The following is a 26,345-nucleotide window of genomic DNA, read 5'->3' on the forward strand; positions in this document are numbered from 1 at the left end:
GCTCAGCGCTTGGCGCGCAGCCAGAGCATCCCGGTGATCGGCAGGATCACCGGGATGAACAGGTAGCCCATCCCGAACTGCGACCACACCGTCGAGTCGGGGAAGGACTCGGGCCGTACCAGGGTCCAGGTGCCCACGACCAGGACCCCGGCCAGCTCGGCGGCGCAGCACGCGCGCGCCGCCCTGCGAGCCGTCTCCCCGCCGCGCACCAGTGAGTACGTGATGAAGCAGTAGACGAGTGCGGCCAGGCCGGTCAGGGTGTAGGGCAGCGGGGCCCGGTCGAACTCGGTGGAGATCTGGTAGATCGAGCGCGAGACCGCGCCGACCGTGATCACCCCGTAGAGCCAGACCAGCAGCAGCCCGGGCCCGGAGACCAGCCGCCCCCGCTCGGCGGGGGTGGCGGCCGTGTCGTCCATCTGCGTGTCAGGCACCGGGGGTTCCCCAAATGTCATAGAGGCGTACTTCGAGCACGGCGAGGACGAGCGCGCCCGCGGCCACCGTCACCGAGCCCCACTTGGTCCGCTCGCTCAGCGACAGCAGTCCGGCGGCCGGGACCGCCGCGAGGGCGCCCACCAGGTAGGCCACGAAGATCACCGTGCCCTCGTCGGGCTTGCCGCCCTGCGCCAGCTTCACCACGCCGACCACCAGCTGGGCCAGGGCCAGCAGGGTCACCACGCCCATGCCGATGAAGTGCCAGTCCTTGGTCGGCTGGTCCCGCAGGGCGGCGTATCCGCACCAGGCGGCGAGGGCGAGTGCGGCCGCGCCGAGGGCGACGGTCAGGGCGTCGAGCATGCAGCGAGGGTATTACGGGCCGCCGGACCGGCCGCGCCCGCCCCTGCGGGCGGGCGCGGCCGCGGCACCGGTACGTCGTGGCCTTGGCCACAGCGCAGGCTCCCGCCCCGCCCCGCGGGCACCGCCGCGCACGGGCTTCCCGGGCCGTGTCCGCGCAGGTCAGCCCGACGTCAGGGCCTTGGTCGCGGATGACCGGCCGTGACGGGTGCTGTCCGGAATGCGATCGGATTTCGTCCGCTATGCGGACATCGTTGATCGGTGAAGGGAGAGGTCTGCTTTACTGGGGCCCATGACCACGACGAGCAGCCGCACCCTTGCGACCGAGGCGACGATGACGCCCGGTGCTCGTTGTATGTGTCGAATGTGCGCCTTCTGAGGGCCCCTCTCCTTGCAGTCTCGCGCCCCGAAGCGAGACCGGCCGAGCCCGTCCGTACCGCCGCCCCGAAGCAGCACCGGATCGCTCCTGCCCCGCGCACGCGCCGTCAGCGTCATTTTCTGATGATCTGACCCGTATCGCGTCCCCAGATGTTTGCCCCGTGCCCGGCACCCGCTTGCGCCGTGCACTCGACAGCGACGGAATTCCTGTGATCACCACATCGGGCCTCACGAAGGTCTACCAGTCCCGTGGCCGCGAGGTCACCGCCCTGGACGGCGTCGATCTCCACGTCCGCGAGGGCGAGGTCTACGGAGTCATCGGCCAGAGCGGCGCCGGAAAGTCCTCCCTGATCCGCTGCGTGAACCTGCTCGAGCGCCCCACCACCGGCACCGTGAGCGTCGACGGCGTCGACCTCACGGCGCTGGCCGGCCGCGGCCGCCGCGCCGGCAAGGAGCTCCGCGAGGCCCGCAGCCGCATCGGCATGGTCTTCCAGCACTTCAACCTGCTGTCCTCGCGCACCGTGCAGGGCAACATCGAACTGCCCCTGGAGATCCTCGGCGTCTCCGGCCGCGAGCGCTCGCGCAAGGCCCTCGAACTCCTCGACCTCGTCGGCCTCGCCGACAAGGCCAAGGCCTACCCCGGCCAGCTCTCCGGCGGCCAGAAGCAGCGCGTCGGCATCGCCCGCGCCCTGGCCGGCGACCCCAAGGTGCTGCTCTCCGACGAGGCCACCAGCGCCCTGGACCCCGAGACGACCCGCTCGATCCTCCAGCTGCTGCGCGACCTCAACCAGCAGCTCGGCCTGACCGTCCTGCTCATCACCCACGAGATGGACGTCGTCAAGACCGTCTGCGACTCGGCCGCCCTGATGAAGCGCGGCCGGATCATCGAGTCCGGCACCGTCGCCGAACTGCTCGCCACCCCCGGCTCCGAGCTCGCCGGCGAACTCTTCCCCGTCAGCGGCGCCGCCACCGGCCCCGACCGCACGGTCGTCGACGTCACCTTCCACGGCGACGCCGCGGCCCAGCCGGTCATCTCCCAGCTGGCGCGGACGTACAACATCGACATCTCGATCCTCGGCGCCGCGATGGACACCGTCGCCGGCCGCCAGATCGGCCGCATGCGCATCGAACTGCCCGGCCGCTACGAGGACAACGTGGTGCCCGTCGGCTTCCTGCGCGAGCAGGGCCTGCAGGTCGACGTCGTCACCGACGACGTCGAAAACACAGAAGACGCCGACGCCGAGCTCGCCCAGCTCGTCAAGGATGGTGCCCAGTGACCTGGTCCGAGATGCAGCCCCTGCTCACCCAGGGCACGTACGACACCCTCTACATGGTGCTCTGGTCCACCCTGGTGACCGTCCTCGGCGGACTGCCCATCGGCATCCTGCTCGTCCTCACCGACAAGGGGGGCCTCCTGCAGAACCGGCCGCTCAACAAGGTCCTCGGCGTGATCGTGAACATAGGCCGCTCGCTGCCGTTCATCATCCTGCTGATCGCCCTGATCCCGGTCACCACCGCCGTCGTCGGCACCTTCATCGGCCCCACCGCCATGATCGTCCCGCTCGCCATCGGCGCCATCCCCTTCTTCGCCCGCCTCGTCGAGACGGCCGTCCGCGAGGTGGACCACGGCCTGATCGAGGCCGTCGAGTCCATGGGCGGCGGCGTCCCCACCCTCGTCGGCAAGGTGCTCCTCCCGCAGGCCCTGCCCTCGCTGGTCGCCGCCGTCACCACCACCCTGATCACCCTGATCGGCTACTCGGCCATGGCCGGCGCGGTCGGCGGCGAAGGACTCGGCTCCAAGGCCATCACCTACGGCTTCCAGCGCTTCGAGACCGGCTTCATGCTCGCCACCGTCGTGGTCCTGGTCGCCATCGTCACGGTGATCCAGCTGATCGGCGACGGCGCGGTCCGCCTCCTCGCCCGCCGCGGCCGGACCGCCTGACCGGCGCAGGCCGCCACCAGACTTCTCCACCCCACAAAGCCCGCACTTGTCGTGCTTGGGCCGCCACCACCCGCAAGAACCGCGCACGACCTGCGCACTTGCACCGCTATGAAAGGCACTCTTCGTGCGTAAGAACATCAAGGTCACCGCCCTCACCGCCGCCTCCGCCGCGCTCGCCCTCGGCCTCACCGCCTGCGGCAGCTCCTCGGACCCGTCCTCCGCCAAGGCCGACGGCGGCAAGGTCGACGAGAGCAAGCCCCTCGTCATCGCGGCCTCCCCGAGCCCGCACGCCGACATCCTGAACTTCGTCAAGGACAAGCTCGCGGCCAAGGAGGGCCTCAAGCTGGAGGTGAAGGAGTTCACGGACTACGTGCTCCCCAACACCGCCACCGAGCAGGGCCAGGTCGACGGCAACTACTTCCAGCACAAGCCGTACCTCGACGACTTCAACAAGAAGAACGGCACCCACGTCGTGCCCGTCGTGAACGTGCACCTGGAGCCCCTCGGCCTCTACTCCAAGAAGCTCAAGGCCCTCACGGACATCAAGGCCGGCCAGACCATCGCCGTCCCCAACGACACCACCAACGAGGGGCGCGCGCTCCAGCTGCTCGCCGCGAACAACCTGATCACCCTCAAGGAAGGCGTCGGCACCGCCGCCAAGCTGTCCGACATCACCGACAAGAAGGGCCTGGAGTTCAAGGAGCTGGAGGCCGCCACGGTCCCGCGCGCCCTGAACGACGTGGACGCCGCGGTCATCAACGGCAACTACGCCCTCGAGTCCAAGCTCTCGCCCGCCAAGGACGCGCTGGCCCTGGAGAAGGCAGAGGGCAACCCGTACGCCAACTTCCTCGCGGTGAAGGCCGGCAACGAGAAGGACCCGCGGATCGAGAAGCTCGCGAAGCTCCTCAACTCCGACGAGGTCAAGAAGTTCATCGAGGACAAGTACCAGGGCTCGGTCGTCCCCGCCTTCGGCGCCCCGAAGGCCTGATCGTCCCAGCCGTCCGGCCCCGTACGCCCCGGGTGGGTGTGCGGGGCCGAGCGCTGCCCGCTTCCGGGCAACCCGGCCGCCACATCCCGCCGTCGATGCTGCATGCTGTGCCTACGACCCGCACAAACGGTCCAGCAACGGCATGGAGCTGCGCATGACTACCACCTTCCCGGACGTCACCATCAGCACGGACCGGCTGGTGCTGCGCCCCTTCGACGGGGAGGACGTCACCGCGCTCGCCGAGATGATGAACGACGAGCACGTCACCGCCTGGACCTCCGTACCGCACCCCTACACCCATGCCGACGCCCAGGACTGGGCCACCCGGGTCTCCCATGCGGAGCGCACCGAGGGCAGGGGCATCGTCCTCGCCGTCACCGAGTTCCTCACCCAGCGCCTCGTCGGCATCGTGCACCTGCAGAACACCAACTGGCGCACCCGCAGCACCGAGGTCGGCTACGTCACCGCCCCCTGGGCCCGCGGCGAGGGCTACGCCAGCGAGTCCGTACTCGCCGTCGTCCAGTGGCTCTTCCGCGACCAGGCCTTCGAACGCCTCGAACTGCGCACCGCCGCCGACAACACCGCCTCGCAGCAGGTGGCCCAGAAGATCGGCTGCATCAGCGAAGGCGTCCTGCGCAACGCAGGGATAGTGCGCACCCAGAACCCCGACGGCACCTGGGCGGACACCCGCACCGACCTCATCGTCTGGAGCCTGCTCCCCGAGGACATCGACGACATCGCGGACCCGGACGGTTACGACGGCTACAACAGCCACGACGACTACGGATACGGCCGCGGAGCACAGGCGGGCGCGAGCGGCTACGCCGTCGGCGCCGACTGGAGCTGACCCGATGACCAGGTAGTCTCACCGTGCCCGCCCCTGCCGACGAAACCTCGCCCGCCCCCACCCCAGGAGACTGACGACGATGGCCGACCGGGTCACGGTGATCGGCTGGGACGGCTCGCCCCTGACCGCGGCCGCCCGGTCCGCGCTCTCCGCCGCCACCCTCGTGGCCGGCGCCGCACACCACCTCGCACTCCCCGAGGTCCCGCCCGCCGCCGAACGCATCCGGCTCGGCAGCCTCGGGCTCGCCGCCCGCCGCATCGCCGGCCACCGCGGCACCGCCGTCGTCTTCGCCGACGGGGACCCCGGCTTCTTCGGCGCCGTACGCACCCTGCGCGCCCCGGAGCACGGCCTCGAGGTCGAGGTCGTCCCCGCCGTGTCCTCCGTCGCCGCCGCCTTCGCCCGCGCCGGCATGCCCTGGGACGACGCCCAGGTCGTCGTCGCCCACCCGCGCACCCTGCGCCGCGCCGTCAACGTCTGCCGCGCGCACGCCAAGGTCGCCGTCCTCACCTCGCCCGGCGCCGGCCCCGCCGAACTCGCCCTCCTGCTCGGCGGGGTCCACCGCACCTTCGTCATCTGCGAGGAGCTCGGCACCGCCAAGGAACAGGTGACCGTCCTGACCTCCGACCGGGCCGCCGACCACAGCTGGCGCGACCCCAACGTCGTCATCGTCATCGGCGGACAGGCCTCCTCCTCCGCCACCGCCGAACCGGCATGGCTGCTCGGCCAGAGCCCCGCCCAGAGCGGCGCCCGCGGCTGGGCCCACCCCCTGGCCGACGCCGGGGAAGGCGAGTCGGCCCAGCTGCGCGCCGCCCAGCTCGCCCGCCTCGGCCCGCGCACCGGAGACCTCGTCTGGGACATCGGCACCGGCTCCGGCGCCTTCGCCGTGGAAGCCGCCGCGTTCGGCGCCGCCGTCATCGCGGTGGACGCCGACCCGCGCGCCTGCGAACGCGCAACTGCCGCCGCCCGCAAGCGGGGCGTACAGCTCCAGGTCGTCGCCGGCCGCGCACCCCACGTACTGGAAGACCTGCCCGAACCCGACGTCGTCCGCATCGGCGGCGGGGGAGCGGAGGCCGCCCGGGCCGTGGCCGACCGCCGCCCCGAACGGATCGTCAGCCACGCCTCCACGCGCGACGAGGCCGAGGCGATCGGCCGCGCGCTCACCGAGGGCGGCTACACCGTCGAGTGCGCGCTCCTCCAGTCCGTGGGACTGGACACCCGTACGTGGGGTGAACAGGACCGTACCGTCGTGTTCCTCCTGGCAGCCGAACGCCCCGTGAACCGCTAGCGCGGAGCCCGCGGTAGGCTGGCCGATCGTCGTACCGCCCTGCTGTGTCCGGGGGTGACGGCACCGCCCGATGCGCGACGTGGCGCAGTCCACAGCGGACCATGGCAGTTATGGCTGCCGTGGTGGCTAACGGGCGCGACAATGCTTACTGGTTGCCGCGCAGGGCGTGCGAGAGACGAAACGCATCGCACGGCAACCCCGCACGGCAACGCCGCCAGGCGGCCTCGTGGGCGACCGGGCGATCGAAGAGGCACAACCGATGGGCGAGGGGTACGCATGACTGACACCGGCCAGGTACCGGGCGAGGGTCTCCCGGACAACGCGGGCATGGTGGATCAGCAGGGCATTCCCGCTCCGGTCGAGATCCCGGGCCCCGTCCCCGCTCCCGTCCAGGGCGGCTACGCCTTCCAGGACCTCGTGGACAACCCGGCCGAGCCGGAGGACGAGGAACTGCTGCTGATGCCGAGCGGCCAGGGTGCGTGGAGCGACCCGCAGGTCGTCCCGCCGGCGCCCGTCTTCCCCGTCGAGACCTCCTACGGCGACGCGCCCTACGCCGAGTACCCCGAGGCGCCGGCCGCGTACGCGGAGCCCGCGTTCCCCGCACAGCCCGCCTTCCCCGACCCCTTGTACGGTGACGCCTCGTACAGCGCGGGTGCGCACGAGGCCGGCGGCCGCGACTCCGGCGCGCTCGACCTCAGCGGCCTCATGGTCCCGCCGCAGGCGGGCGCCCCGATGGCCCCGGCCGCGCCCGTCGCCACGGCCGCTCCCGCCCGTCGGCCGCTGCACATGGGTCCGCCCGTGCCCGAGGCCACCGGCGGAGTCGTGCGCTCCCTGGCCGACCGGGGTCCGGCGGCGGCTCCCCTGGCCGCCGCGGTGCCCGTCGCAGCGGTCGCGCCCGTCGCCGCCGCTGCCGTGAGCGCCCCGGTGGCTCCGATTCCGGTGCAGGTGGCCGGGCCGCCGACCGTCGGTCCCGAGTACCTCGACGTTCCGCGCCCCGAGGCCGCAGCCGTACCGGCCGCGCCGCAGCCGGGCGAGACCCCGCCGCAGGCCGGCGAGCCGTGGACGGCGGAGCCGGCGCCCGTGGCGGCTGCGGAGCCCGTGGTGGCCGCCGCCGAGCCCGTGGCCGTGCCGCAGCCCGTGGTGGCCGCCGAGCCGGCCGTGGCCCCCGAGCCGGTCATGGCTCCTGAGCCGGTCATGGCCGTCGAGCCGGTCATGGCGCCCGAGCCCGTCATGGCACCCGTGGCCGCCGAAGTCCCCGAGGCCCCGGAAGCCGCTCAGCCGGAGCCGGTCGTCGTGCCGCAGCCGGTCGCCGTGCCGGAGCCCGCGCCGGTCGTGGAGGCCGCGCCGGAGCCCGTCGCCGAGGCGCCCGCGCCTGCCGCCGCGGAGCCCGCCCAGGCCCCGGTGGCGCAGGCCGTCGAGCCGGAGCCGGTCGTGGCCGAGGCCGCGCCGGTGGACGTACCGGTGGCGGAGGCCGCCGTGGTGGAGCCGGAGGCCCTGCCTGCGGAAACGGTGGTTCCGGCCCCCGAGGCCGTCGAGCCCGCCGCCGAGGCGCCCGTCGTCGAGCCGGTCGTCGCCGAGCCCGTCGCCGTCGAGCCGGTCGTCCCCGAGGCCCCTGCCGCCCCCGCCGCGCTGGAAGCCGTACCGGAGATCGCGCCGGAGGCCGTGGCGGTGCAGCCCGAAGCCGCTCCCGAGACCGCCCCCGCGCCGGTTGCCGAGCCGGAGGCCGAAGCAGCGGCCGAGCAGGTCGCAGAGGCCGCTCCCGAGCCCGTCGTGGAGCCCTCCGCCGGCGAAGCGGCCCCCGGATACGCCGACGCCGAGCGCGAGGCCGTGCTGCGCGTCATGCGCGAACGCCGCGACATCCGCAACGGCTTCCGCACCGACCCGATCCCGCACGAGGTGCTGCTCCGCGTCCTGGAGGCCGCGCACCACGCGCCCAGCGTGGGCCACTCCCAGCCCTGGGACTTCGTCGTCATCCGCTCGGCCGAGACCCGCCGGACGATGCACGAGCTCGCCCAGCGCCAGCGCGAGGCCTACGCGAAGTCGCTGCCCAAGGGCCGGGCGAAGCAGTTCAAGCAGCTCAAGATCGAGGCCATCCTCGACACCCCGGTGAACATCGTCGTCACCGCCGACCCCACCCGCGGCGGCCGTCACACCCTCGGCCGGCACACCCAGCCGCAGATGGCCCCGTACTCCTCGGCCCTCGCCGTCGAGAACCTCTGGCTCGCCGCGCGCGCCGAGGGCCTCGGCGTCGGCTGGGTCAGCTTCTTCGACGAGCGCGAGATGGTCCGCGAACTCGGCCTGCCGGAGCACCTCGAGGTCGTCGCGTACCTGTGCGTCGGCTACGTCGACGAGTTCCCGGAGGAGCCGGAGCTCGCGCAGGCCGGCTGGTCGCAGCGCCGGCCGCTGGCCTGGGTCGTGCACGAGGAGACGTACGGCCGCCGCGCGCTGCCCGGCGAGGAGCCGCACGACCTGCTCTCGGAGACGGTCGCCAGCATCCGCCCGCTCGACGCGAAGGCGCTGGGCGAGGCCTGGGAGCGCCAGAAGCGCATGACCAAGCCCGCCGGGGCCCTGGGCATGCTCGAAATCATCTCCGCCCAGCTCAGCGGCCTCTCCCGGGTCTGCCCGCCGCCGATCCCCGAGCCGGCCGCGGTCGCGATCTTCGCGGGCGACCACGGGGTCCACGCCCAGGGCGTCACCCCGTGGCCCCAGGAGGTCACCACGCAGATGGTCGCCAACTTCCTGGGCGGCGGCGCGGTCTGCAACGCGTTCGCGAACCAGGTGGGCGCCGAGGTGTGCGTCATCGACGTCGGTGTCGCGGGCGACCTCCCCGCCACCCCGGGCCTGCTCCCGCGCAAGGTCCGCCCGGGTACGGCCGACCTGTCCACGGGCCCGGCGATGACCCGCGAGGAAGCGATCGCGGCCATCGAGGTGGGCATCGAGACGGCCCGCGACCTCGTCGCAGCAGGCAACAAGGCCCTCCTGTCCGGCGAGATGGGCATCGCGAACACGACGGTCTCCGCAGCCCTGATCTCGGTCTTCACCGGGGTCGACCCGGCGGAGGTCACGGGCCGCGGCACGGGCATCAACGACGAGACGCACGCCCGCAAGGTCGAGGTCGTACGCCGCGCCCTGGAACTCCACCAGCCGGACCCGGCGGACCCGATCGGCGTCCTGGCGGCCATCGGCGGCCTGGAGCACGCGGCCATCGTCGGCCTGCTCCTGGGCGGAGCGTCCCTGCGCACTCCGGTCATCCTGGACGGCGTGAGCGCGGGCGCGGCAGCCCTGGTGGCCCGGGCCATCGCCCCCGAGTCCCTCTCGGCCTGCATCGCGGGCCACCGCAGTGCGGAGCCGGGGCACGTGGCGGCCCTGAACAAGCTCGGCCTGCGCCCGCTGGTCGACCTGGACCTCCGCCTGGGCGAGGGCACGGGCGCCCTGCTGGCGCTCCCGCTGGTCCAGAGCGCGGCCCGCGCGATGCACGAGGTGGCCACGTTCGACTCGGCGGGCGTCACCGAGAAGTAGCCACGGTCCGCTGCGCGGGGTCCTTTCCGCCACCCCGCCCCTTCCCGAAACCGGGGGCTCCGCCCCCGGACCCTCCCGCCTCGCCGTGCCGGGGGCCCTGAGCGCGCGGGCGCGCAGCGCACGCGCGCGGGGCCGCGGGCCCCGGTTTCGGGAAGGGGCGGGGCGGGGAAAAGGCCCCGCGCAGCGGCGGACGTGCCGGGTCGTATCGTGGACCCGGACACCAAAACCGCACGTCACACTCCGAAAGCCGCTCCAGCGCAGCAGCGGCCTGCAGACACCGCCGCATCAGGAGCCGCACCGCTATGGCCGAACACCCCGCGTACCCCGTAGGACTCCGCCTCGCCGGCCGCCGCGTCGTCGTCATCGGCGGCGGCCAGGTCGCCCAGCGCCGGCTGCCCGCGCTCGTCGCGGCCGGCGCCGACGTCCTGCTGATCTCCCCTTCCGCCACGCCCTCCGTGGACGCCATGGCGGATACCGGTGAGATCCGCTGGGAGCGCCGCCGCTACCAGGACGGCGACCTCGACGGCGCCTGGTACGCGCTGATCGCGACCCGGGACCGGGCCGCCAACGACGTGGCCTCCGCCGAGGCCGAGCGCCGCCGCGTCTGGTGCGTGCGCGCGGACGACGCCGAGGCGGCCACCGCCTGGACCCCGGCCACCGGCCGCGTCGAGGGCGTGACCGTCGCCGTCCTGAGCGGCAACGACCCCCGCCGCTCCGCCGCCGTCCGCGACGCCGTCGTCGAGGGGCTGCGCGACGGCTCCCTCGCCACGGCCCGCACCCGCACCCCCGGTGTCTCCCTCGTCGGCGGCGGCCCCGGCGACCCCGACCTGATCACCGTCCGCGGGCGCCGCCTCCTCGCCGAGGCCGATGTCGTCATCGCCGACCGGCTCGGCCCCCGCGACCTGCTCGACGAACTCCCGCCGCACGTCGAGGTCATCGACGCCGCGAAGATCCCGTACGGCCGCTTCATGGCCCAGGAGGCCATCAACAACGCGCTGATCGAGCACGCCAAGGCCGGCAAGGCCGTGGTCCGGCTCAAGGGCGGGGACCCGTACGTCTTCGGCCGCGGCATGGAGGAGCTCCAGGCCCTCGCCGAGGCCGGCATCCCCTGCACCGTCGTCCCCGGCATCTCCAGCTCCATCTCGGTGCCGGGCGCCGTCGGCATCCCGGTCACCCACCGCGGCGTGGCGCACGAGTTCACCGTGGTCAGCGGCCACGTCGGCCCCGACGACCCGCGCTCCCTCGTGGACTGGGCCTCCCTCGCCAAGCTCACCGGCACCCTGGTGATCCTGATGGGCGTCGACAAGATCGGCCTGATCGCCGAGGCCCTGGTCCGGCACGGCCGCTCCGCCGACACCCCGGTCGCGGTCGTCCAGGAGGGCACCACCGCCACCCAGCGCCGCGTCGACGCCACCCTCGCCACCGTCGGCGAGACCGTACGGGCGGAGGAGATCCGTCCGCCCGCGGTCATCGTGATCGGCGAGGTCGTCAACGTCGGTACCCCGACCGCCTGAACCGCCCGCGCCCGGCAGGGCCGTTGGCACCACACCCCGGACAAGGCAGTATCACCCTGTGGCTGATCTCATCACCGTCGAAGACCCCGACGACCCGCGCCTGCGCGACTACACGGGCCTGACCGACGTCGAACTGCGGCGTCGGCGCGAGCCCGAAGAAGGCCTGTTCATCGCCGAGGGCGAGAAGGTCATCAGACGCGCCAAGGACGCCGGGTACGAGATGCGCTCGATGCTGCTCTCCGCGAAGTGGGTCGACGTCATGCGCGACGTCATCGACGAGCTCCCGGCGCCGGTCTACGCCGTCACTCCGGAGCTCGCCGAACGCGTCACCGGCTACCACGTGCACCGCGGGGCCCTCGCCTCGATGCAGCGCAAGCCGCTCCCGACGGCCGACGAACTGCTCGCGGGGGAGGGGGCGGGTCGCCGGATCGCCGTCTTCGAGGGCTTCGTCGACCACGCGAACCTGGGCGCCGCGTTCCGCAGCGCGGCCGCCCTCGGCATCAGCGCGATACTGCTCTCCCCGGACTGCGCGGACCCGCTGTACCGGCGTGCCATCAAGGTCTCGATGGGGTCCGTGTTCTCGGTGCCGTACGGACGCCTCGACAAGTGGCCCGCCGACCTCGAGAAGGTCCGCGAGGCGGGCTACCGGATCCTGGCCATGACGCCGAGCCCGAAGGCCACGCCGCTGGACCAGGTCCCGCCGGAGCGCTTCGAGCGCTCCGCGATCATGCTCGGGTCCGAGGGGCACGGCCTGTCCACGTACGCGCTGCGGGCCGCCGACGAGTGGGTCCGGATCCCGATGGCGGAGGGGATCGACTCGCTGAACGTGGCCGCGGCCTCGGCGGTGGCCTTCTACGCGACCCGCCCGCCCCAGGCCCCGGCGCCCACCCCGCCGGAGCTCTAGAACCTCAGCCAGTCAGAACCCAAGACGTCAGAACCCCGAGACGTCAGAACCCCAAGACGTCAGAACCCCAAGACGTCAGAACTTCAGGACGTCAGAACTTCAGGACGTCAGAACTTCTGGGCCGCGGCGATGCCCAGCGCGACGATCAGCGTCACCACGACGAACACGATCAGCCGCTGCCGCATCAGCCTGGGGTCCGGCCGCGACGACCGCCGCCCCGTGCCCGTCGTCCGCGGGGCCGGGCGGCCGCCCGTACGCCCCGCCGTCGGCCGGGAGGACGGGCCGCCCGGGTTCCGCGAGGACGAGGGCCGCGAGGACGCGGGCCGTGCGCCGGAGGGCCGGGCGTGCGGTCCGCTGTCCGGGCCCTGGCCCCGGCCCTGCCCCTGGCCCTGGTTCGGCGCCTGGGGCACGGGCGTGCCGCCCGTACGGCGCTCCGTGCGCTGGTCGGCGTAGGCATCGGCCCGCTCCGGCAGCCGCCCGGTGGGCCGCTCGGTCCGCGCGCGCTGCGCCGGCGGGCGCCCGTCGGACAGCCCCTGCGCCTCGCGGGCCGCGATCTCCTTCAGCCGCATCGACAGCTGCAGCGTGCTGGGCCGCTCCTCGGGATCCTTGGCCAGGCAGGCCTGTACGAGGGGCGCGAGCGCATCCGGGACCCCGACCAGATGCGGCTCCTCGTGCACCACGCGGTACAGCATGACCTCGGAACTGCCGTGCCCGAAGGGCGAGTCGGCGGTCGCCGCGTAGGCGAGGGTGGCGCCCAGCGCGAAGACGTCGGTGGCCGGGGTGACGGCAGCCCCGCGCACCTGCTCGGGCGCGAGGAAGCCGGGGGAGCCGACGGCCGTGCCCACATGGGTGAGGGTGCTCGCACCGGTGGCCCAGGCGATCCCGAAGTCGATGATCCGGGGGCCCTTGGGAGACAGAAGAATGTTCGAGGGCTTGAGATCGCGGTGGACGACCCCCGCCTCGTGCACGGCGACCAGTCCCTCGGAGAGCGCGGCGCCGATCGCGGCGATCTGTGCGGCCGTGAGGGGACCCTCCTCGGCCACCTTGTCGTGCAGGGACGGGCCGGGCACGTACTGGGTGGCGAACCACGGCCGCTCCGCGTCCAGGTCCGCGGCCACGAGGCGGGCCGTGCACCCGCCCCGGATCCGCCGGGCGGCGGACACCTCGCGCGCGAAGCGCGAGCGGAACTCCTGGTCCTCGGCCAGATCCGGCCGGATCACCTTGAGCGCGACACGCTGGCCGCGCCGGTCGGATCCCAGGTAGACCACGCCCATACCGCCGGCACCGAGCCGTCGGTGCAGCCTGAATGAGCCGACGACACGCGGGTCCTCGCGCCGGAGCCGCATCATCGCCATGTCCACCCCGCTGACCGGTCGTCCTGTTGACGTGCCACAGCTTACGGACCATCCGCCACGAGCGCTCAGAGGCCGCGCCCTCGCCCGAGGATTCGATCGTCAGTGCGGCACAGCCCACTTGAGGGTTCCTCACCCACACGGACCCCTGTCCGTACGGCACTTGCCGGTTCGGCCAAACGGCCCTGGCGCCAAGGGGATTGAGGCACCCGCAAGGGTGGTGCGCCGGGCGCACGGCGCGCGGGGAGCGCGTGCGCGGGGCCTGCGGGCAAGGGGATCTTGTGCGTACCCCGTAGGCGGACACGCATGCACGGGGAGTGAAGGAAGTGAGCGAACTCACCGGAATTTTCGCGAAGGCCTTGGGCTTCAGCCCGGGGAGGAATGGGTCCTTGGAGTGGCGCCGCCAAGCGGCGGAGTTCTCTGGGCATCTGCTCTGACCTGTACTTTCAGTTGATTGTCAGTGGGCGGGGTGAGGGTCGCTGACCGGTGCCCGCACCGCCATGGCCTGGCTGTGCGGCGGGGCTTCGGTTCCCCGGCAGCAGGTCATCCGGGACTTCGCCACGTCCCGCGCCAAGGCGCAGAAGGACATCAAGGACGGCCGTCTGCACTTGGCGGGCGGGATCGTGTCGACGGTGGTGTGGTCGCGGGATCTTCCGGCCGCCCCGTCGAGCATCGCTGGTGCTGATCTTGTAAGACCCGCCACCTGCCAGGTGCCAGGCGAAGTGAGCCAGGAATCCCCCCTCGTTTACGAGGGGGAGGAGTCAATACCCTCCGGTCATCCCCTCCGGGAAGACCCCCAATCCGGGGGGAGCGGTCTCCACCCAGGGGAGTACACAGGGGTGGCCCCGTCATCCTCCTGGAGGCCTGCCGAAGGGTACGAGGGCAGGACGCCAGGGGCCGTGCGCCCGCCTAGTGTTGAAGACAAGCGGCGGGTGGCGCACTCGTCCCCCGAGGTCACGAGCCCGCCGCTGCAACCGACAGGGAGAGGACCATGGCGGACATCGCACGGCAGGGACGCAAGGCATTCGCGTTCAACGGCCATGAGTCCGGCACGCGCCATCCACTGGTGGCCGCGGCCATGGTGCTCCCCCTGGCCGCCCTCCTGCTCTTCCTCTTCGGAGGATTCGACCAGGTGGCGGTACAGGCGTCGTCCGTGGGCGTGATGCTGGGGCGCTGAGCGGCGCCCCGGGTCCGGGAGAGCGGCCCGGACCGGGACATCGGCCTGTTGCACCCCGTGGGGACGGGGGCGCGACGGACGGCAGGAGAAGGGTGCTGCCCGTCCGACTGGGGAGTCGGACGGGCAGCACCCTTTTTCATGCCGTCCCGCAGTTCCGTAACCTGCTCCCGAGACGCCAGCGACGGGAGCCGTGGAGCCGCGATGAACCAGGAGCCACTGCCCGCCGCCCTCGCGGCGTACGCCGGCGCGGGGGAGTGGGACGCCCCCTACGAACTCCTCGCCGAGCGGGAGGACGGGACCGTCGTGCGCTGCGGCGAGATCGTGGCCAAGGCGCATGCCGGGGACAGCGACCGGGCGGGCCTCGCCGTGCGGATGCGGATCGCGGCGGACGAGGCGCTGGCCGGGGTGCTCCTGGCCCCGCTGCGCCCCGAGGTCGGCTATCTCGGGGGCCGGCCCGTGTCCCTGTGGCCGTACGGGGCCCCGGTCGACCCGGAGCGCCCCGAGGACGCCCCCTGGGAGGCGGCCGCCCGGCTGCTGGCGGCCCTGCACCAGGTCCCCGTGCACCGGCTGCCGGGCCCGGTCCCGCCGATGCGCGGTCCGGCCAAACTCGCCCGGGCCCTGCGCCGCCTGGCGCGGGCGACGGCTCCCGGCCGGGCTGCCGGTGGCGCTGGCGGGGGTCCCGGCGGGGCGGCCGGGCCCGTGGGTGTCCCCGCTGCCCCCGGCGCGGCCGGTTCCGCCGGCCCGGCCGGGTCCCGTACCGGGTCCGCCCTCGTGCCGAGCCCCGCCGAGGGCCGCCCCGCCGGCGACCTCGTACGGGCCGCCGCGCGGACCCTGCCCGCCTGGGTGCGGGGGGAGGCTCCGGCGCCCCGGGGCGGGGCGCTGTGCCACGGCGACCTGCACCTCGGGCAGTTGGTCCGCGGCCCCGGACCCGGCGGGGGCTGGCGGCTCATCGACGTCGACGACCTCGGGATCGGGACCCCCGCCTGGGATCTGGCCCGGCCCGCCGCCTGGTACGCCGCCGGGCTGCTCGACACCGGCACCTGGGTCCGCTTCCTCGACTCGTACCGCGCGGCCGGCGGCCCCGCGGCCGGGCCGACGGGCTCCGACCCCTGGCCGAAACTGGACCTCGCCGCGCGGGCCCTGACCGTGCAGACTGCCGCCCTGGCTCTGGCCAAATCGGTGGAAAACCACCGCCGACTCGATGACGTGGAACGGCTGATGGTGGACTCTTGTGCCCGAATCGCCGCCCTCCCGCCCGACTTGGAGCCGCAGGCTCCGTCGTAGGGTGAGCTTCACGCCACCGGGCATGCATCCGGTGTCGAAGCAGACGGCGAGGAGTTGATCCGGTCATGCAGTGTCCGAAGTGTCACGCGATGATGCACACCTACAACCGCAACGGTGTCCAGATCGAGCAGTGCAGCAACTGTCGCGGCATCTTCCTCGACTACGGCGAGCTGGAGGCGCTGACCCGCCTGGAGTCCCAGTACACCGGCGGCCAGTACGGCCAGGTCCCGCCGCCCGCCGCGCCCCCGGCCCCCTACCCGGCGGCGCACGCCCCCGCCCCCGCTTGGGGTGCCCCGCACCACGGCGGCCACGGCCACGGTCACCACGGCCACCACAAGGGCGGCTTCGGCCGGATGCTCTTCTCCTCCTGAGCCGCCCCGGCAACGCGGAAGCCCCGGCCGTGGGAACGGCCGGGGCTTCCGGAGGCGGTGCGCGATACTGGGATTGAACCAGTGACCTCTTCCGTGTCAGGGAAGCGCTCTCCCGCTGAGCTAATCGCGCGGGACCGCGGTACGAAACCGCAGTTCGAACAAGGTGGTGCGTGTACTGCGTGCGCGATACTGGGATTGAACCAGTGACCTCTTCCGTGTCAGGGAAGCGCTCTCCCGCTGAGCTAATCGCGCGGGGATCCTTGCGGACCAGTGGACGATACTGGGATTGAACCAGTGACCTCTTCCGTGTCAGGGAAGCGCTCTCCCGCTGAGCTAATCGTCCTTGGAGGTGGAGACGGGATTTGAACCCGTGTAGACGGCTTTGCAGGCCGTTGCCTCGCCTCTCGGCCACTCCACCCGGAGCTGCAGGGGTTCTCGGGAAGATCCCCCACTTCGAGCGGACGACGAGACTCGAACTCGCGACATCCACCTTGGCAAGGTGGTGCTCTACCAACTGAGCTACGTCCGCAGGTCACCGTGTTCGCTCCGGGGTTTTCCCCCTTCGCTCCCTGGCGACGTGTTGAACTCTAGCGGATTCCCGGGCCAGCTCAAAAACGCGTTTCCGCAGCGTGCTGCCGCTCGATCACCACCGGTCACCCGGCAGTCACCTCACCGGCGCCGCGGCGTCACCGGTCATAGACTCGCAGCCGTGCACGACCTGCTCCCCCTGGCCCGCTTCGGCGGCCTCCTCGCGACCGACCTCCGAGACGTCACCAGCGACCCCTCCGCCCTCGACTCCACCGGCTTCTGGGCGGTGTCCGCAGACTTCGAGGGGCGTCTGGTCTGCGCGCGCTTCGGCGACATCCGCCCCGACCCCGTCCCGGCGCCCGTCGCGGGAGCCTGGCGCGGCCCCGCCGCGGACCGGTGGTCCTCCTCCCTGGACCGCGCCGCCTACACGGCCGGCGTACGCCGCATCCGCGAATACATCGCCGCCGGCGAGGTGTACCAGGCCAACCTCTGCCGCGTGATGTCCGCGCCGCTGCCCGACCCGGACCGCGCCGACGTCGACGCCCTCACGGCGCTGCTCGCCCGCGGCAACCCGGCCCCCTACGCAGGAACGATTCGCCTCCCGGCCCACGGCGTCGAGATCGCCACCGCGTCCCCCGAGCTGTACCTCCGCCGGGCCGGTCGCCACGTGGAGTCCGGCCCCATCAAGGGCACCGGCCGCACCGCCGCCGACCTCCTGCCCAAGGACCACGCCGAGAACGTGATGATCGTGGACCTCGTACGCAACGACCTCGGCCGGGTCTGCGCCACCGGCTCCGTCGCCGTCCCCGAACTGTGCGCCGTCGAGGAGCACCCGGGCCTGGTCCACCTCGTCTCCACCGTCAGCGGCGAACTCGCCGACGGCGCCGGCTGGCCCGAGCTGCTCGCCGCCACCTTCCCGCCCGGCTCCGTCACCGGCGCCCCCAAGTCCTCCGCGCTGCGGATCATCGAAGCCCTCGAGACCGCCCCCCGCGGCCCCTACTGCGGGGGCATCGGCTGGGTCGACGCCGACCGCGGCACCGCCGAGCTCGCCGTCGGCATCCGCACCTTCTGGATCGACCGCCAGGGTCCGGGCGGCCCGCGCCTGCTCTTGGGCACCGGCGCCGGCATCACCTGGGGCTCCGACCCCGAGCGCGAATGGGCCGAGACCGAACTGAAGGCCGCCCGGCTGCTGCGGGTAGCGTCAGGAGCCCATGAGGTGACTGGTACCCCTGGGTGAGCGGAGGGATCGTACGGTGAGGATCTGGCTCGACGGCGCGCTGCGGGACGCCGACAGCGCACAGGTGTCCGTGTTCGACCACGGGCTGACCGTGGGCGACGGTGTGTTCGAGACGCTGAAGGCGGAGCAGGGCACGGCCTTCGCGCTCACCCGGCATCTGGACCGGCTGACCCGCTCGGCCCGCGGTCTCGGGCTGCCCGACCCCGACCCGGACGAGGTGCGCCGGGCCTGCGCGGCCGTCCTGGAGGCCAATCCGATGCCGCTCGGCCGGCTGCGCATCACGTACACCGGCGGCGTCTCCCCGCTCGGCTCCGACCGCGGGGAGTCCGGCCCCACCCTGATCGTGGCCCTCGGCGAGACCGCCCGCCGGCCGGACTCCACCGCCGTGATCACCGTGCCCTGGGTGCGCAACGAGCGCTCCGCCGTGACCGGCCTGAAGACCACCTCATACGCGGAGAACGTCGTCGCGCTGGCCGCCGCCCACCGGGCCGGGGCCTCCGAAGCCCTGTTCGCGAACACCGTCGGGCGGCTCTGCGAGGGCACCGGCTCCAACGTGTTCGTCGTACTCGACGGGGAGCTGCACACGCCGCCCGTCGCCTCCGGCTGCCTGGCCGGCATCACCCGCGCCCTCGTCGTGGAGTGGGCCGGGGCCAAGGAGACGGACCTGCCCTTCGAGGCGCTCGAGCAGGCCGAGGAGATCTTCCTGACCTCCACGCTGCGCGATGTGCAGGCCGTCCACCGGGTCGACGACCGTACGACGGCCGCGGCCGCGGCCGCGCCGGGACACGTCACGGCCGAGGCGATGCGGATCTTCGACGCGCGCTCCGGCGAGGACCTGGACCCGTGAGGCTCCCGGCGCCCGGACTGCCCCGTTAAAGGCTGTCGCACGGGCCGCAGGGCAGGGTAGAACTCGACTGATGACCACCACCCTGCGGCCGAGCGGGCCGCTTCAGCAGAGCAGCGGGGGCGCGCGGTCGCGCCCGTACGAGATCCGGGTCAACAGCAGGCGCGTCGGCGCGCTGCTGGTCGCCTGCGACACGCCCTTCGGGCCGACGGTCGGGGAGATCCGCGACCTCGCCGTCGACGAACCCGACCGGCGGCGCGGCCGGGCCACGGTCGGGGCGCTCGCCGCCGAGGAGGTGCTGCGCGGCTGGGGCTGCCGCCGCGTCCGGGTCTCCGTACCCGCCGCCTGCGCGGGCGGCCTGCGGATGGCGCAGGCGCTCGGGTACGCCGAGTACAGCCGCATCATGGCCAAGGAGCTCCCCGCGGAGCCGCCCGAGCTCCGGGAGGGGGTTCTCGGTCGCCCCATGACGCAGGCCGAGTACGAGGTCTGGCTCGTCGACGCGATCGACGGCTACACCGCCGACTGGACCAGCCGGGGCATGCCGGAGGAGGCCGCGCGGGCGAAGTCGGTGGCCGACCACGAGCGCCAGCTGCCCCACGGGCTGGCCACGGAGGGCACCACCCTCTGCGTCCTGGAGGCGGCGGGCGCCCCGGTCGGCCACGTGTGGGTGGCGCCGGCCGGGGAGGGCGCGTACGTCTTCGACGTCGCGGTCGCCGAGGAGCACCGGGGCCGGGGGTACGGCCGAGACCTGATGCTGCTCGCCGAACGCGAGGCCCTCGCCGCGGGCCACCGCACCCTCGGGCTCCAGGTCTTCGCCGGCAACACCCCGGCCCTGCGGCTCTACGAGTCCCTCGGCTACCGGACCACCGACGTGAACTACGCCAAGGACCTGCTCTAGGGGGTTTCGGCGGCCAGCAGGCGGTCCGCGATCTCCTCGATGCGGGCGCGCAGGCCGTCCTGGCTCTTGCCGCCGTCGAGGCGCTCGCCGCCGATCACGTACGTCGGGGTGCCGCTCACGCCGAGCGCCTTGCCCTCGGCCTGGTCGGCGTCGACGATCAGGATGTGCCGGCCGTCGATCAGGGCGGTGTCCAACTCTTCGGCGTCGAGGCCGAGTTCGCGCGCCACGTCCAGCAGTACGGCCTCGCCGCGCTCGCCGAGCTCCGCGGTGCGCGCCAGGACGGCCTCCACGTACGGCCAGGCCCGGCCCTGCTCCGCGGCCTCCTCGGCGGCCTGCGCCGCGGCGAAGGCGTGCTTGTGCTTCTCCAGCGGGAAGTGGCGCAGCCGGATGTCCAGCCGGTCGCCGTAGCGGGCCCGCAGGGCGTGTACGTCGCCCAGGGCGCGGTGGCAGTCCGGGCACTGGAGTTCGCACCAGACGTCGAGGATCACGGAATCGGTCATGCGGACAGTCTCCCAGCCGCCGGGCGCCGCCACCGAAACGCACCCCCCGACGCCCCTGAGGAGGAGGCGCGACCCCGAGATCTCCCGGAGATCGGTCCGGGATCCGCTCGGGACATGGCCGCTGCGGCGGTGCCCGGTGCAGGATGGAAGGGACAGTTCGCGCACCCCTGGAGGACCGCATGCTTGCCGAGACCATATGTTCCGCGGTGTCCGCGGCGGGCCTGGGCGTCGCCGCGGTGACCGCGTACCGCAAGCGCTTCCTCGCCGCTGCGCGCATCGCGGCGTACGCGCTGGTGCCGGTCGCCCTGGTGATGACGGGCTTCGTGGAGTGGGTGTCCGGGATGGTCTTCAACCCGACCGTCTGGGCGGGCTTCGGGCTGCTCGGGCTGTCCTGGGTGCTGTTCATGACCACGCGGGCCGTCGAGCGCCGCGGCCTCGGCGGCGGGGAGAAGCCGGCCAAGGCGGTCAAGCCGGCGAAGGCCGCGAAGGGGCGTCCCGCGCAGGAGGCCGTGGCGCCGGCCGCGTCCGCCCCGTCGCTCGGAGAGGGGGCCCGTCCGCAGCCGGAGCCCCGCCGCAGCGCCGCCCCCGCCACTCCTGCGGATGACTTCTCCGACATCGAAGCGATTCTGAAGAAGCACGGCATCTGACGTCCGCGCACGGAAATCCCGCGAACCTGACAAGAAGGGGTGAACTCCCGCGCGAACGTTGGCGTGTTGAGGGCCCGATCGGGGCGCCCTGGGCCATCATCGCCCCGACATGCTCGACACATCGCAGGGTGAGCCGACGGTTCCCGCGCCGGCCCCGCTCCCCGCCCCCGTTGCCGAGGAGCCGCGAGGCTGCCTCTTCGCGCTCTCCCAGCCGCCCCTGATGATCTTCCTAGGGGTGATCGGCACCCTGTTGCTGCTGGCTTCCGTGCATGACCTCTTCCTGCTCTGACGGTCCCGCGTCGGCCTCCTTGCGCCGGGCCCGGTACGCCGCCACGTGCAGCCGGTTCCCGCAGGTCCGACTGTCGCAGTAGCGCCGCGAGCGGTTCCGCGAGAGGTCCACGAAGGCCCGCCGGCAGTCGGGGGCCTCGCAGCGGCGCAGCCGCTCCTGCTCCCCGGAGACCACGATGAAGGCCAGCGCCATGCCGCCGTCGGCCGCGAGGTGGTCGCCGAGCGAGGCGCCCGGCGCGAAGTAGTGGACGTGCCAGTCGTAGCCGTCGTGGTCGGTCAGCTGCGGGGTGGTACCGGCGGTCGCCACCAGCTCGTTGATCAGTCCGGCCGCGGTGCGGGGGTTGACCGCCCCGAACACCTGGGCGAATTTGCCGCGGACCGTGCGCACTCCGGCGAGGTCGCGGACGCCGAGCTCGCCGACGTCGCTGATCTCGTACTCGCGCACGAACTCGCGCAGTGAGCCGACGTCCGCCAGCCCGTCGGGCTGGTCCGTCTCGGCCGTGGTGTTCACCAGCGCGACGACGACGTCGAGCGCGCGACGGGTGTCGTGGGGAATCTGCACGGTGGTCGCTCCCTGGGGGCCGGGCCTGCGGCGACGGACCAGTGCCGCCGCTGGGGGCCGACTCTAGTCGTCCCCGGGCGGCACCGGGAGGTGCCTCTGCTCCGACTGCGTCACGCACACCGGCGCCGCCCTCGCGGGTGGCTTCCGCAAGAACAGCGCCGGCACTGCCGTATGTGGTTTTTGTCCAGCCCGCACCGTCGCCCCGAGTCGGACGGTGCGGAGTGGCCCCCGGCGCAGGCCGGGAGGTGCTCCCTGTGGGCCTGGTTCAGCTTTCGGCCAGGATGTGGGAGAGCTCTTTGTCGAGGTCGAAGTGCCGGTGTTCGGTCCCGGGTGGAACCGCGGCGTCCGTCCGCTTGAGGAACGACTCGAGTGCGCGGGCGGGTGCTTCGAGCAGTGCTTCTCCCTCCGGTGAGCTCAGGGCGATGCAGACGACGCCCTGACCGTGGCTGCGGGACGGCCAGACGCGGACGTCTCCGGTTCCGGTGGGCCGGTGGAGGCCCTCAGCGAGGAGGTCTCGGGCGAATACCCACTCGACCGTCTCCTCGGCGCCGGTGTGGAAGGTGGCGTGCACGGCGTAGGGATCGGCCGTGTCATACCGCAGGCCCGCCGGGACAGGCAGTGAGGACTCGCTCGACACAACGAGGCGCAGGTGCAGCTCGCAGCTGACCGTGGTGTTCATAAGCGCCAGGGCCTTTCGCTCAGTGTGCGCTCGGGGATTCGCACGTCGGCGAAATCGACATGCCACCTACGGTGCCGTTGTAAACCCCTCTGACCGTTTTGCGGACCTCTGGGTCCCTCGGACGGCGGATCCAAACCACCATTCACGTGTGCTTCCGGCTCCGGTAGATTCGAGCCCATGAATACGGGGAGTGACCGCGGGACCGAAGCGTCCGCAGCCGACGACACCAGCACTCAGCAGACCACGGAAGAAGCGCCGCACGTATCGAAGGCTCCCGCCTTCATCAAGTCGCGCCGCACCCTGCACCTCAGCTGGCAGGTCGGCGTCTTCGTCGTCGGACTCGCCGTCATCGGTGCCGGCGTCGCCATGCTCGTCCTGCCCGGCCCCGGCTGGGTCGCGATCTTCGCGGGCCTCGCGATCTGGGCCACCGAGTTCGCCTGGGCCTCGCTCGCGCTTCGCTGGACCAAGCGCAAGGTCACCGAGGCCGCGCAGAAGGCACTGGACCCGAAGGTCCGCCGCCGCAACATCATCCTGACCAGCGTCGGACTCGTGATCGCCGGCGCGCTGATCGGCTTCTACCTGTGGAAGTACGGCCTCACGATGCCGTGGGACCTCAAGGACCAGTGATGGTCGGGAACCACCGCTGACATGGGGTAATGTTTGCGGTGCGTCCGGGCGATTAGCTCAGTGGGAGAGCACTTCGTTCACACCGAAGGGGTCACTGGTTCGAACCCAGTATCGCCCACCCGGACCAAGGGCCCGGAGACTTTCACCGTCTCCGGGCCCTTGGCGTTGACCCCCGACGCCGTCACCTGAGCCGGCCGAGGGCCGCCCGCATCCGGCGCGCGTCGCGCAGCCGCTTCTCGTACGTCGCCCCCACCACCAGGAGCAGCAGCCCCGCCAGCGCCGGCGGCAGCCAGCGCGGCAGCGCGTCGACCACCTGGACCACGTACGGGGCGAGCTCGTGCAGGGCCACCGCCGCAAGGGCGCCGCCGCCGAGCAGCAGCGGCGCCTGGAGCCGCCGGTGCGCGCCGAGCAGGGTCACCGCGAGCGCCGCCAGGCCCAGCAGCAGCGGCCGCAGCCAGTGCGGGTCGCCCCAGGCCGCGACCAGGCTCGGCAGCAGCGTCGCCCCCAGCCCCGGCCCGTACGCCGTCCACGACGAGGCCCGCCGATCCCTCCGGCGGCGCACGAAGCCCACCGCGAGGGCGAGCACCGTCACCGGCAGCGCGTACGCCTCCGGCGCCGCCACCCCGGACGCCGCGAGCCGGATCCAGGTCGCCGCCACGAACAGGGCCCCGGCCGCCCAGCCGAGCCGGCGCCGGTCCTCCCGGACCGCCGCGCCCGCGCAGACCACCCCGGCCAGCGCGCACACCAGCGCCGACAGGGCCGGCTCCCGGACGGGGAGGAGCAGCGCCACCGCGCCGGCCACGGCCGCCGCGATCTCCGCCGGGATCCGCACCCGGCCCAGGCGCGGGCCGAGCGCCGCCACCGCAGCCACGACCGCCAGCAGGGGCAGCGCCCACCAGGACACCGCGAGCCCCCACAGCGCCCCCAGCGCCGCCACCGTGCCCGCCGCGTATCCGACGGCCAGCACCGCCCCGCCGGCCCGTGTGGGCAGCGCGGCGGGCCCGTACGCCGCCCCTGCCGCGCAGCCCGCACCCAGCAGCCCGAACACCGCGAAGGTGGCCGCACGGCCGTCCAGCGCGGCCACCGACAGGTTCAGCGCCCCCACCGCGGCGCACACCGCAGCCGCGTACCCCGGGCCGCGTGCGAGCCGCAGCGCGCACACCCCGGCGGCCGCCGTCACCGCCAGCTGGGCCGCGAGCGCCGCCGCGACGGGCAGCCCGTACGCCATCGGCGCCGTGAACAGCCCCGCCCAGGCCAGGACCACCGCGATCACGCCCGGCTCCGGGCGCGGCAGCACCCGCGCCGGCCACCCGGCGGCCCCCGCCGCGACCAGCAGGGTCACCGCGGCCGCCGGGCCCGGCCCGCACATGTCCCGGGACGGTGTCGTCGCCGCCCACACCTCGTCCAGCACCCCGATCCGGGACACCAGCGAGCCCACCGCGGGCGGCAGCGCCGACACCGCGGCCAGGGCCGCCACCCCCGCCCCGGCCCAGGCCAGGCCGCGGCGGACCGCCACCGGGAGCGCGCCCGCCCGTACCGCTGCCAGCAGCGGCAGGGCGAGCAGCAGGAACACCACCACGGCCCACTCCCGCGACAACCCGGGACGGGCCAGGCCGCCGAGCGCCGCCACCGCCGCCAGGGCGCCGGCGACCGCGCCCGCCATCGCAGAAGGCTCCCGCCAGGCCACCCCGACGCCCAGCGCCGCGCAGGCCGCCAGCAGCAGCGCCGGACCGGCCGCCGCGGCCGCCGAGCCGGCCTGCACCGACTCCGACAGCCCGATCAGCAGGGCCCCCGCCGCGAGGACGGCCGCGCTCACCGCCGCCGGAACGGACACCGACGCCCGCGCGCGGACCCCCCGCGCCGCCAGCACGAGCGCCGCATCCAGCGCCGCCGTCGCCAGCAGCGCCCAGCCGACCCCCACCGGGTCCGCCGCCGAGGCCACCGCCGCCAGCGGCAGCGGGAGCTGCGCCGTCAGCACCGCCGCCGGCAGCGGGACCGTCAGCCCCGGCAGCACCCGGGCGTACCCCGCCCACAGCGCCGCCAGCACGGCCGCCGCCCCCGCCGCGTACGCCGCGGCGTCACTGTCCGGCGCGGCGACCGCGTACACCGCGTACGCGTCCAGCACCGTCAGCAGCAGCCCCACCGCCGCCACCGACTCGGCCGTCGACCGCAGCCCCCGGCGCAGCAGCAGCGCCGGCGCGCCCAGCGCGGCCACCGTCACCACGGCCAGCGCCGCACTGCGCCCGGCGATCCCCATGGACCCCCAACTGACCAGCGTGAACGCAAGCGCAGCCACCGCCAGCAGCACCGCACCCAAGATCAGCAGCACGTTCTGCGCACTCGGGGCCGAGGCCTCCTGCGGGCGGGCGGGAACGCCCTGCGCCACCCACCCGCCCGGTGCCGGAAGCCGCAGCAGCCAGTCCCGGCGCGCCAGCAGATATCCGCGCCGGGCGTCGAGTTGGGCCAGTTCGCGGTCGATGAGCACGAGCTCCCGGTCGGGCGGGAGGGGGGTGTCGGGTGGTGGAGTCGCCATGTTCCGGAGTGTGGTGCCCGTCACGCCGTCAGGACATGGGCGTGCGTACTCAGATCCGCCCTGAGTACGCACGGAAGGAGTGGATGTGCGCGAGCGGGGCCCGCGCGAAGGCCCGCCGGTCCAGACTCGAGCCATGGACCGCAGCCGCGCAGGGAACACGGACCGCCGCCACCGGGACCGCTGGAACCGCTACCGCTTCCGCAGCGTGTGGGACCTCGACGCCCCGCCCGCCCGGGTCTACGCCGCACTCGAGCAGACCGGGGACTACCCGCACTGGTGGCCCCAGGTCCGCGCCGTCGAGCGGATCGACGGACACAGCGGCACCCTGCACATCCGCTCCGTCCTCCCGTACGAGATCCGCACCACCGCCACCGAACTCCTGCGCGACCCCGGCCGGGGCCTCCTGGAAGCCGCCCTGCACGGAGACATCGAGGGCTGGGCGCGGTGGACCGTACGCGCCCGGCGGGGCGACGGCGGGCGCGGCACGCGGGCCCTGTACGAGCAGGAGGTCGAGGTGCGCAGCCCCCTGCTGCGCCGCCTCGCGGTCCCCGCGCGGCCCGCGTTCCGGCTCAACCACGCCCTGATGATGCGGGCCGGCCGGCGCGCCCTCGCCGCCCGTCTGGCGGCCCCGCCGGAAGCGGTTTGAACCAGA

25 protein-coding genes, 6 tRNA genes and 1 pseudogene are annotated in these 26,345 nt (G+C 73.6%); 20 read left to right on the top strand and 12 right to left on the bottom strand.

Going from position 1 to position 26,345, the window contains the following annotated elements:
- Positions 1–2: 2 nt before the first annotated feature.
- Positions 3–416, bottom strand: coding sequence for a hypothetical protein (locus OG299_RS30910; RefSeq protein ID WP_327364631.1), 414 nt, complete (start codon positions 414–416; stop codon positions 3–5).
- A 7-nt stretch (positions 417–423) separates the two neighbouring features.
- Complete coding sequence (locus OG299_RS30915) at positions 424–792, bottom strand: hypothetical protein (protein ID WP_327363237.1); 369 nt, start codon at positions 790–792, stop codon at positions 424–426.
- A gap of 584 nt (positions 793–1,376) precedes the next feature.
- Between OG299_RS30915 and OG299_RS30920 the strand changes: the two genes are divergently transcribed.
- The 8 genes from OG299_RS30920 to OG299_RS30955 all read left to right on the top strand — a co-directional run bounded on the left by OG299_RS30920 (position 1,377) and on the right by OG299_RS30955 (position 12,166).
- Positions 1,377–2,444 (top strand): methionine ABC transporter ATP-binding protein, encoded by a 1,068-nt coding sequence (locus OG299_RS30920; RefSeq protein ID WP_266630932.1) that lies wholly within the window; start codon positions 1,377–1,379, stop codon positions 2,442–2,444.
- Complete coding sequence (locus tag OG299_RS30925) at positions 2,441–3,109, top strand: methionine ABC transporter permease (RefSeq protein WP_266630934.1); 669 nt, start codon at positions 2,441–2,443, stop codon at positions 3,107–3,109. The genes OG299_RS30920 and OG299_RS30925 overlap by 4 nt, the downstream gene beginning before the upstream one ends.
- Positions 3,110–3,233: 124 nt before the next feature.
- On the top strand, positions 3,234–4,097 hold the full coding sequence (locus OG299_RS30930; RefSeq protein WP_327363238.1) for a MetQ/NlpA family ABC transporter substrate-binding protein: 864 nt from the start codon (positions 3,234–3,236) through the stop codon (positions 4,095–4,097).
- A 154-nt stretch (positions 4,098–4,251) separates the two neighbouring features.
- Entirely contained in the window at positions 4,252–4,944 is a 693-nt protein-coding gene (locus tag OG299_RS30935) for a GNAT family N-acetyltransferase (RefSeq protein WP_266630938.1), read from the top strand.
- 79 nt (positions 4,945–5,023) lie between these two features.
- Entirely contained in the window at positions 5,024–6,229 is a 1,206-nt protein-coding gene (gene cbiE, locus OG299_RS30940; protein WP_327363239.1) for a precorrin-6y C5,15-methyltransferase (decarboxylating) subunit CbiE, read from the top strand.
- A 276-nt stretch (positions 6,230–6,505) separates the two neighbouring features.
- The gene (gene cobT, locus OG299_RS30945; protein ID WP_327363240.1) at positions 6,506–9,748 is read left to right on the top strand and encodes a nicotinate-nucleotide--dimethylbenzimidazole phosphoribosyltransferase; all 3,243 of its coding nucleotides are present in this window, start codon (positions 6,506–6,508) and stop codon (positions 9,746–9,748) included.
- A 302-nt stretch (positions 9,749–10,050) separates the two neighbouring features.
- Entirely contained in the window at positions 10,051–11,262 is a 1,212-nt protein-coding gene (gene cobA / locus OG299_RS30950; protein ID WP_266630944.1) for a uroporphyrinogen-III C-methyltransferase, read from the top strand.
- Between the two features lie 58 nt (positions 11,263–11,320).
- Entirely contained in the window at positions 11,321–12,166 is an 846-nt protein-coding gene (locus tag OG299_RS30955; RefSeq protein ID WP_266630947.1) for a TrmH family RNA methyltransferase, read from the top strand.
- Positions 12,167–12,273: 107 nt separating this feature from the next.
- On the opposite strand, the gene OG299_RS30960 is transcribed toward OG299_RS30955, so the two are convergent.
- Positions 12,274–13,527 (bottom strand): serine/threonine-protein kinase, encoded by a 1,254-nt coding sequence (locus OG299_RS30960; protein ID WP_327363241.1) that lies wholly within the window; start codon positions 13,525–13,527, stop codon positions 12,274–12,276.
- 491 nt (positions 13,528–14,018) lie between these two features.
- Here OG299_RS30960 and OG299_RS30965 point away from each other — a divergent pair.
- The 4 genes and pseudogenes from OG299_RS30965 to OG299_RS30980 all read left to right on the top strand — a co-directional run.
- Positions 14,019–14,192 (top strand): annotated as a pseudogene (locus OG299_RS30965) (RNA-guided endonuclease TnpB family protein); the annotation flags it as partial.
- A 317-nt stretch (positions 14,193–14,509) separates the two neighbouring features.
- Entirely contained in the window at positions 14,510–14,695 is a 186-nt protein-coding gene (locus OG299_RS30970) for a hypothetical protein (RefSeq protein WP_030294485.1), read from the top strand.
- 201 nt (positions 14,696–14,896) lie between these two features.
- Entirely contained in the window at positions 14,897–15,979 is a 1,083-nt protein-coding gene (locus OG299_RS30975; RefSeq protein ID WP_327363242.1) for a phosphotransferase family protein, read from the top strand.
- 65 nt (positions 15,980–16,044) lie between these two features.
- Positions 16,045–16,350, top strand: a complete 306-nt coding sequence (locus tag OG299_RS30980; RefSeq protein WP_030157333.1) for a TFIIB-type zinc ribbon-containing protein — start codon at positions 16,045–16,047, stop codon at positions 16,348–16,350.
- A 58-nt stretch (positions 16,351–16,408) separates the two neighbouring features.
- Here OG299_RS30980 and OG299_RS30985 read toward each other — a convergent pair.
- The 5 genes from OG299_RS30985 to OG299_RS31005 all read right to left on the bottom strand — a co-directional run bounded on the left by OG299_RS30985 (position 16,409) and on the right by OG299_RS31005 (position 16,879).
- A tRNA-Val gene (locus OG299_RS30985) sits at positions 16,409–16,480 on the bottom strand.
- A gap of 50 nt (positions 16,481–16,530) precedes the next feature.
- Positions 16,531–16,602 (bottom strand) — tRNA-Val (locus OG299_RS30990).
- 19 nt (positions 16,603–16,621) lie between these two features.
- Positions 16,622–16,693: transfer RNA gene (locus tag OG299_RS30995), tRNA-Val, on the bottom strand.
- A gap of 1 nt (position 16,694) precedes the next feature.
- Positions 16,695–16,768, bottom strand: a tRNA-Cys gene (locus OG299_RS31000).
- 38 nt (positions 16,769–16,806) lie between these two features.
- Positions 16,807–16,879 (bottom strand) — tRNA-Gly (locus OG299_RS31005).
- 180 nt (positions 16,880–17,059) lie between these two features.
- Here OG299_RS31005 and OG299_RS31010 point away from each other — a divergent pair.
- The 3 genes from OG299_RS31010 to OG299_RS31020 all read left to right on the top strand — a co-directional run bounded on the left by OG299_RS31010 (position 17,060) and on the right by OG299_RS31020 (position 19,857).
- Complete coding sequence (locus OG299_RS31010; protein WP_327363244.1) at positions 17,060–18,115, top strand: chorismate-binding protein; 1,056 nt, start codon at positions 17,060–17,062, stop codon at positions 18,113–18,115.
- A gap of 16 nt (positions 18,116–18,131) precedes the next feature.
- On the top strand, positions 18,132–18,962 hold the full coding sequence (locus OG299_RS31015; RefSeq protein ID WP_327363245.1) for an aminotransferase class IV: 831 nt from the start codon (positions 18,132–18,134) through the stop codon (positions 18,960–18,962).
- Between the two features lie 70 nt (positions 18,963–19,032).
- Positions 19,033–19,857, top strand: a complete 825-nt coding sequence (locus tag OG299_RS31020) for a GNAT family N-acetyltransferase (RefSeq protein WP_327363246.1) — start codon at positions 19,033–19,035, stop codon at positions 19,855–19,857.
- On the opposite strand, the gene OG299_RS31025 is transcribed toward OG299_RS31020, so the two are convergent.
- Positions 19,854–20,357: a DsbA family protein gene (locus tag OG299_RS31025; protein WP_266630970.1), complete on the bottom strand. Its 504-nt coding sequence runs from the start codon at positions 20,355–20,357 to the stop codon at positions 19,854–19,856. The two genes, OG299_RS31020 and OG299_RS31025, sit on opposite strands and share 4 nt — an antisense overlap.
- A 143-nt stretch (positions 20,358–20,500) precedes the next feature.
- Between OG299_RS31025 and OG299_RS31030 the strand changes: the two genes are divergently transcribed.
- Entirely contained in the window at positions 20,501–21,004 is a 504-nt protein-coding gene (locus OG299_RS31030; RefSeq protein ID WP_406511838.1) for a hypothetical protein, read from the top strand.
- Between the two features lie 109 nt (positions 21,005–21,113).
- The gene (locus tag OG299_RS31035; RefSeq protein ID WP_327363247.1) at positions 21,114–21,293 is read left to right on the top strand and encodes a hypothetical protein; all 180 of its coding nucleotides are present in this window, start codon (positions 21,114–21,116) and stop codon (positions 21,291–21,293) included.
- Here OG299_RS31035 and OG299_RS31040 read toward each other — a convergent pair.
- A complete protein-coding gene (locus OG299_RS31040; protein WP_327363248.1) occupies positions 21,234–21,854 on the bottom strand; it encodes a CGNR zinc finger domain-containing protein in 621 nt (206 codons plus the stop codon). The two genes, OG299_RS31035 and OG299_RS31040, sit on opposite strands and share 60 nt — an antisense overlap.
- Positions 21,855–22,119: 265 nt before the next feature.
- The gene (locus OG299_RS31045; RefSeq protein ID WP_030011909.1) at positions 22,120–22,533 is read right to left on the bottom strand and encodes an SsgA family sporulation/cell division regulator; all 414 of its coding nucleotides are present in this window, start codon (positions 22,531–22,533) and stop codon (positions 22,120–22,122) included.
- Between the two features lie 177 nt (positions 22,534–22,710).
- Between OG299_RS31045 and OG299_RS31050 the strand changes: the two genes are divergently transcribed.
- Both OG299_RS31050 and OG299_RS31055 read left to right on the top strand, forming a co-directional pair.
- The gene (locus OG299_RS31050) at positions 22,711–23,160 is read left to right on the top strand and encodes a TIGR02611 family protein (protein WP_327363250.1); all 450 of its coding nucleotides are present in this window, start codon (positions 22,711–22,713) and stop codon (positions 23,158–23,160) included.
- Between the two features lie 46 nt (positions 23,161–23,206).
- Positions 23,207–23,278 (top strand) — tRNA-Val (locus tag OG299_RS31055).
- Positions 23,279–23,341: 63 nt separating this feature from the next.
- On the opposite strand, the gene OG299_RS31060 is transcribed toward OG299_RS31055, so the two are convergent.
- On the bottom strand, positions 23,342–25,693 hold the full coding sequence (locus tag OG299_RS31060) for an SCO7613 C-terminal domain-containing membrane protein (protein WP_327363251.1): 2,352 nt from the start codon (positions 25,691–25,693) through the stop codon (positions 23,342–23,344).
- A 133-nt stretch (positions 25,694–25,826) separates the two neighbouring features.
- On the opposite strand from OG299_RS31060, the gene OG299_RS31065 reads away from it, so the two are divergent.
- Complete coding sequence (locus OG299_RS31065) at positions 25,827–26,339, top strand: SRPBCC family protein (protein ID WP_266630982.1); 513 nt, start codon at positions 25,827–25,829, stop codon at positions 26,337–26,339.
- Positions 26,340–26,345: the final 6 nt, after the last annotated feature.

Source organism: Streptomyces sp. NBC_01296 (assembly GCF_035984415.1).
Classification (GTDB): Bacteria; Actinomycetota; Actinomycetes; order Streptomycetales; family Streptomycetaceae; genus Streptomyces.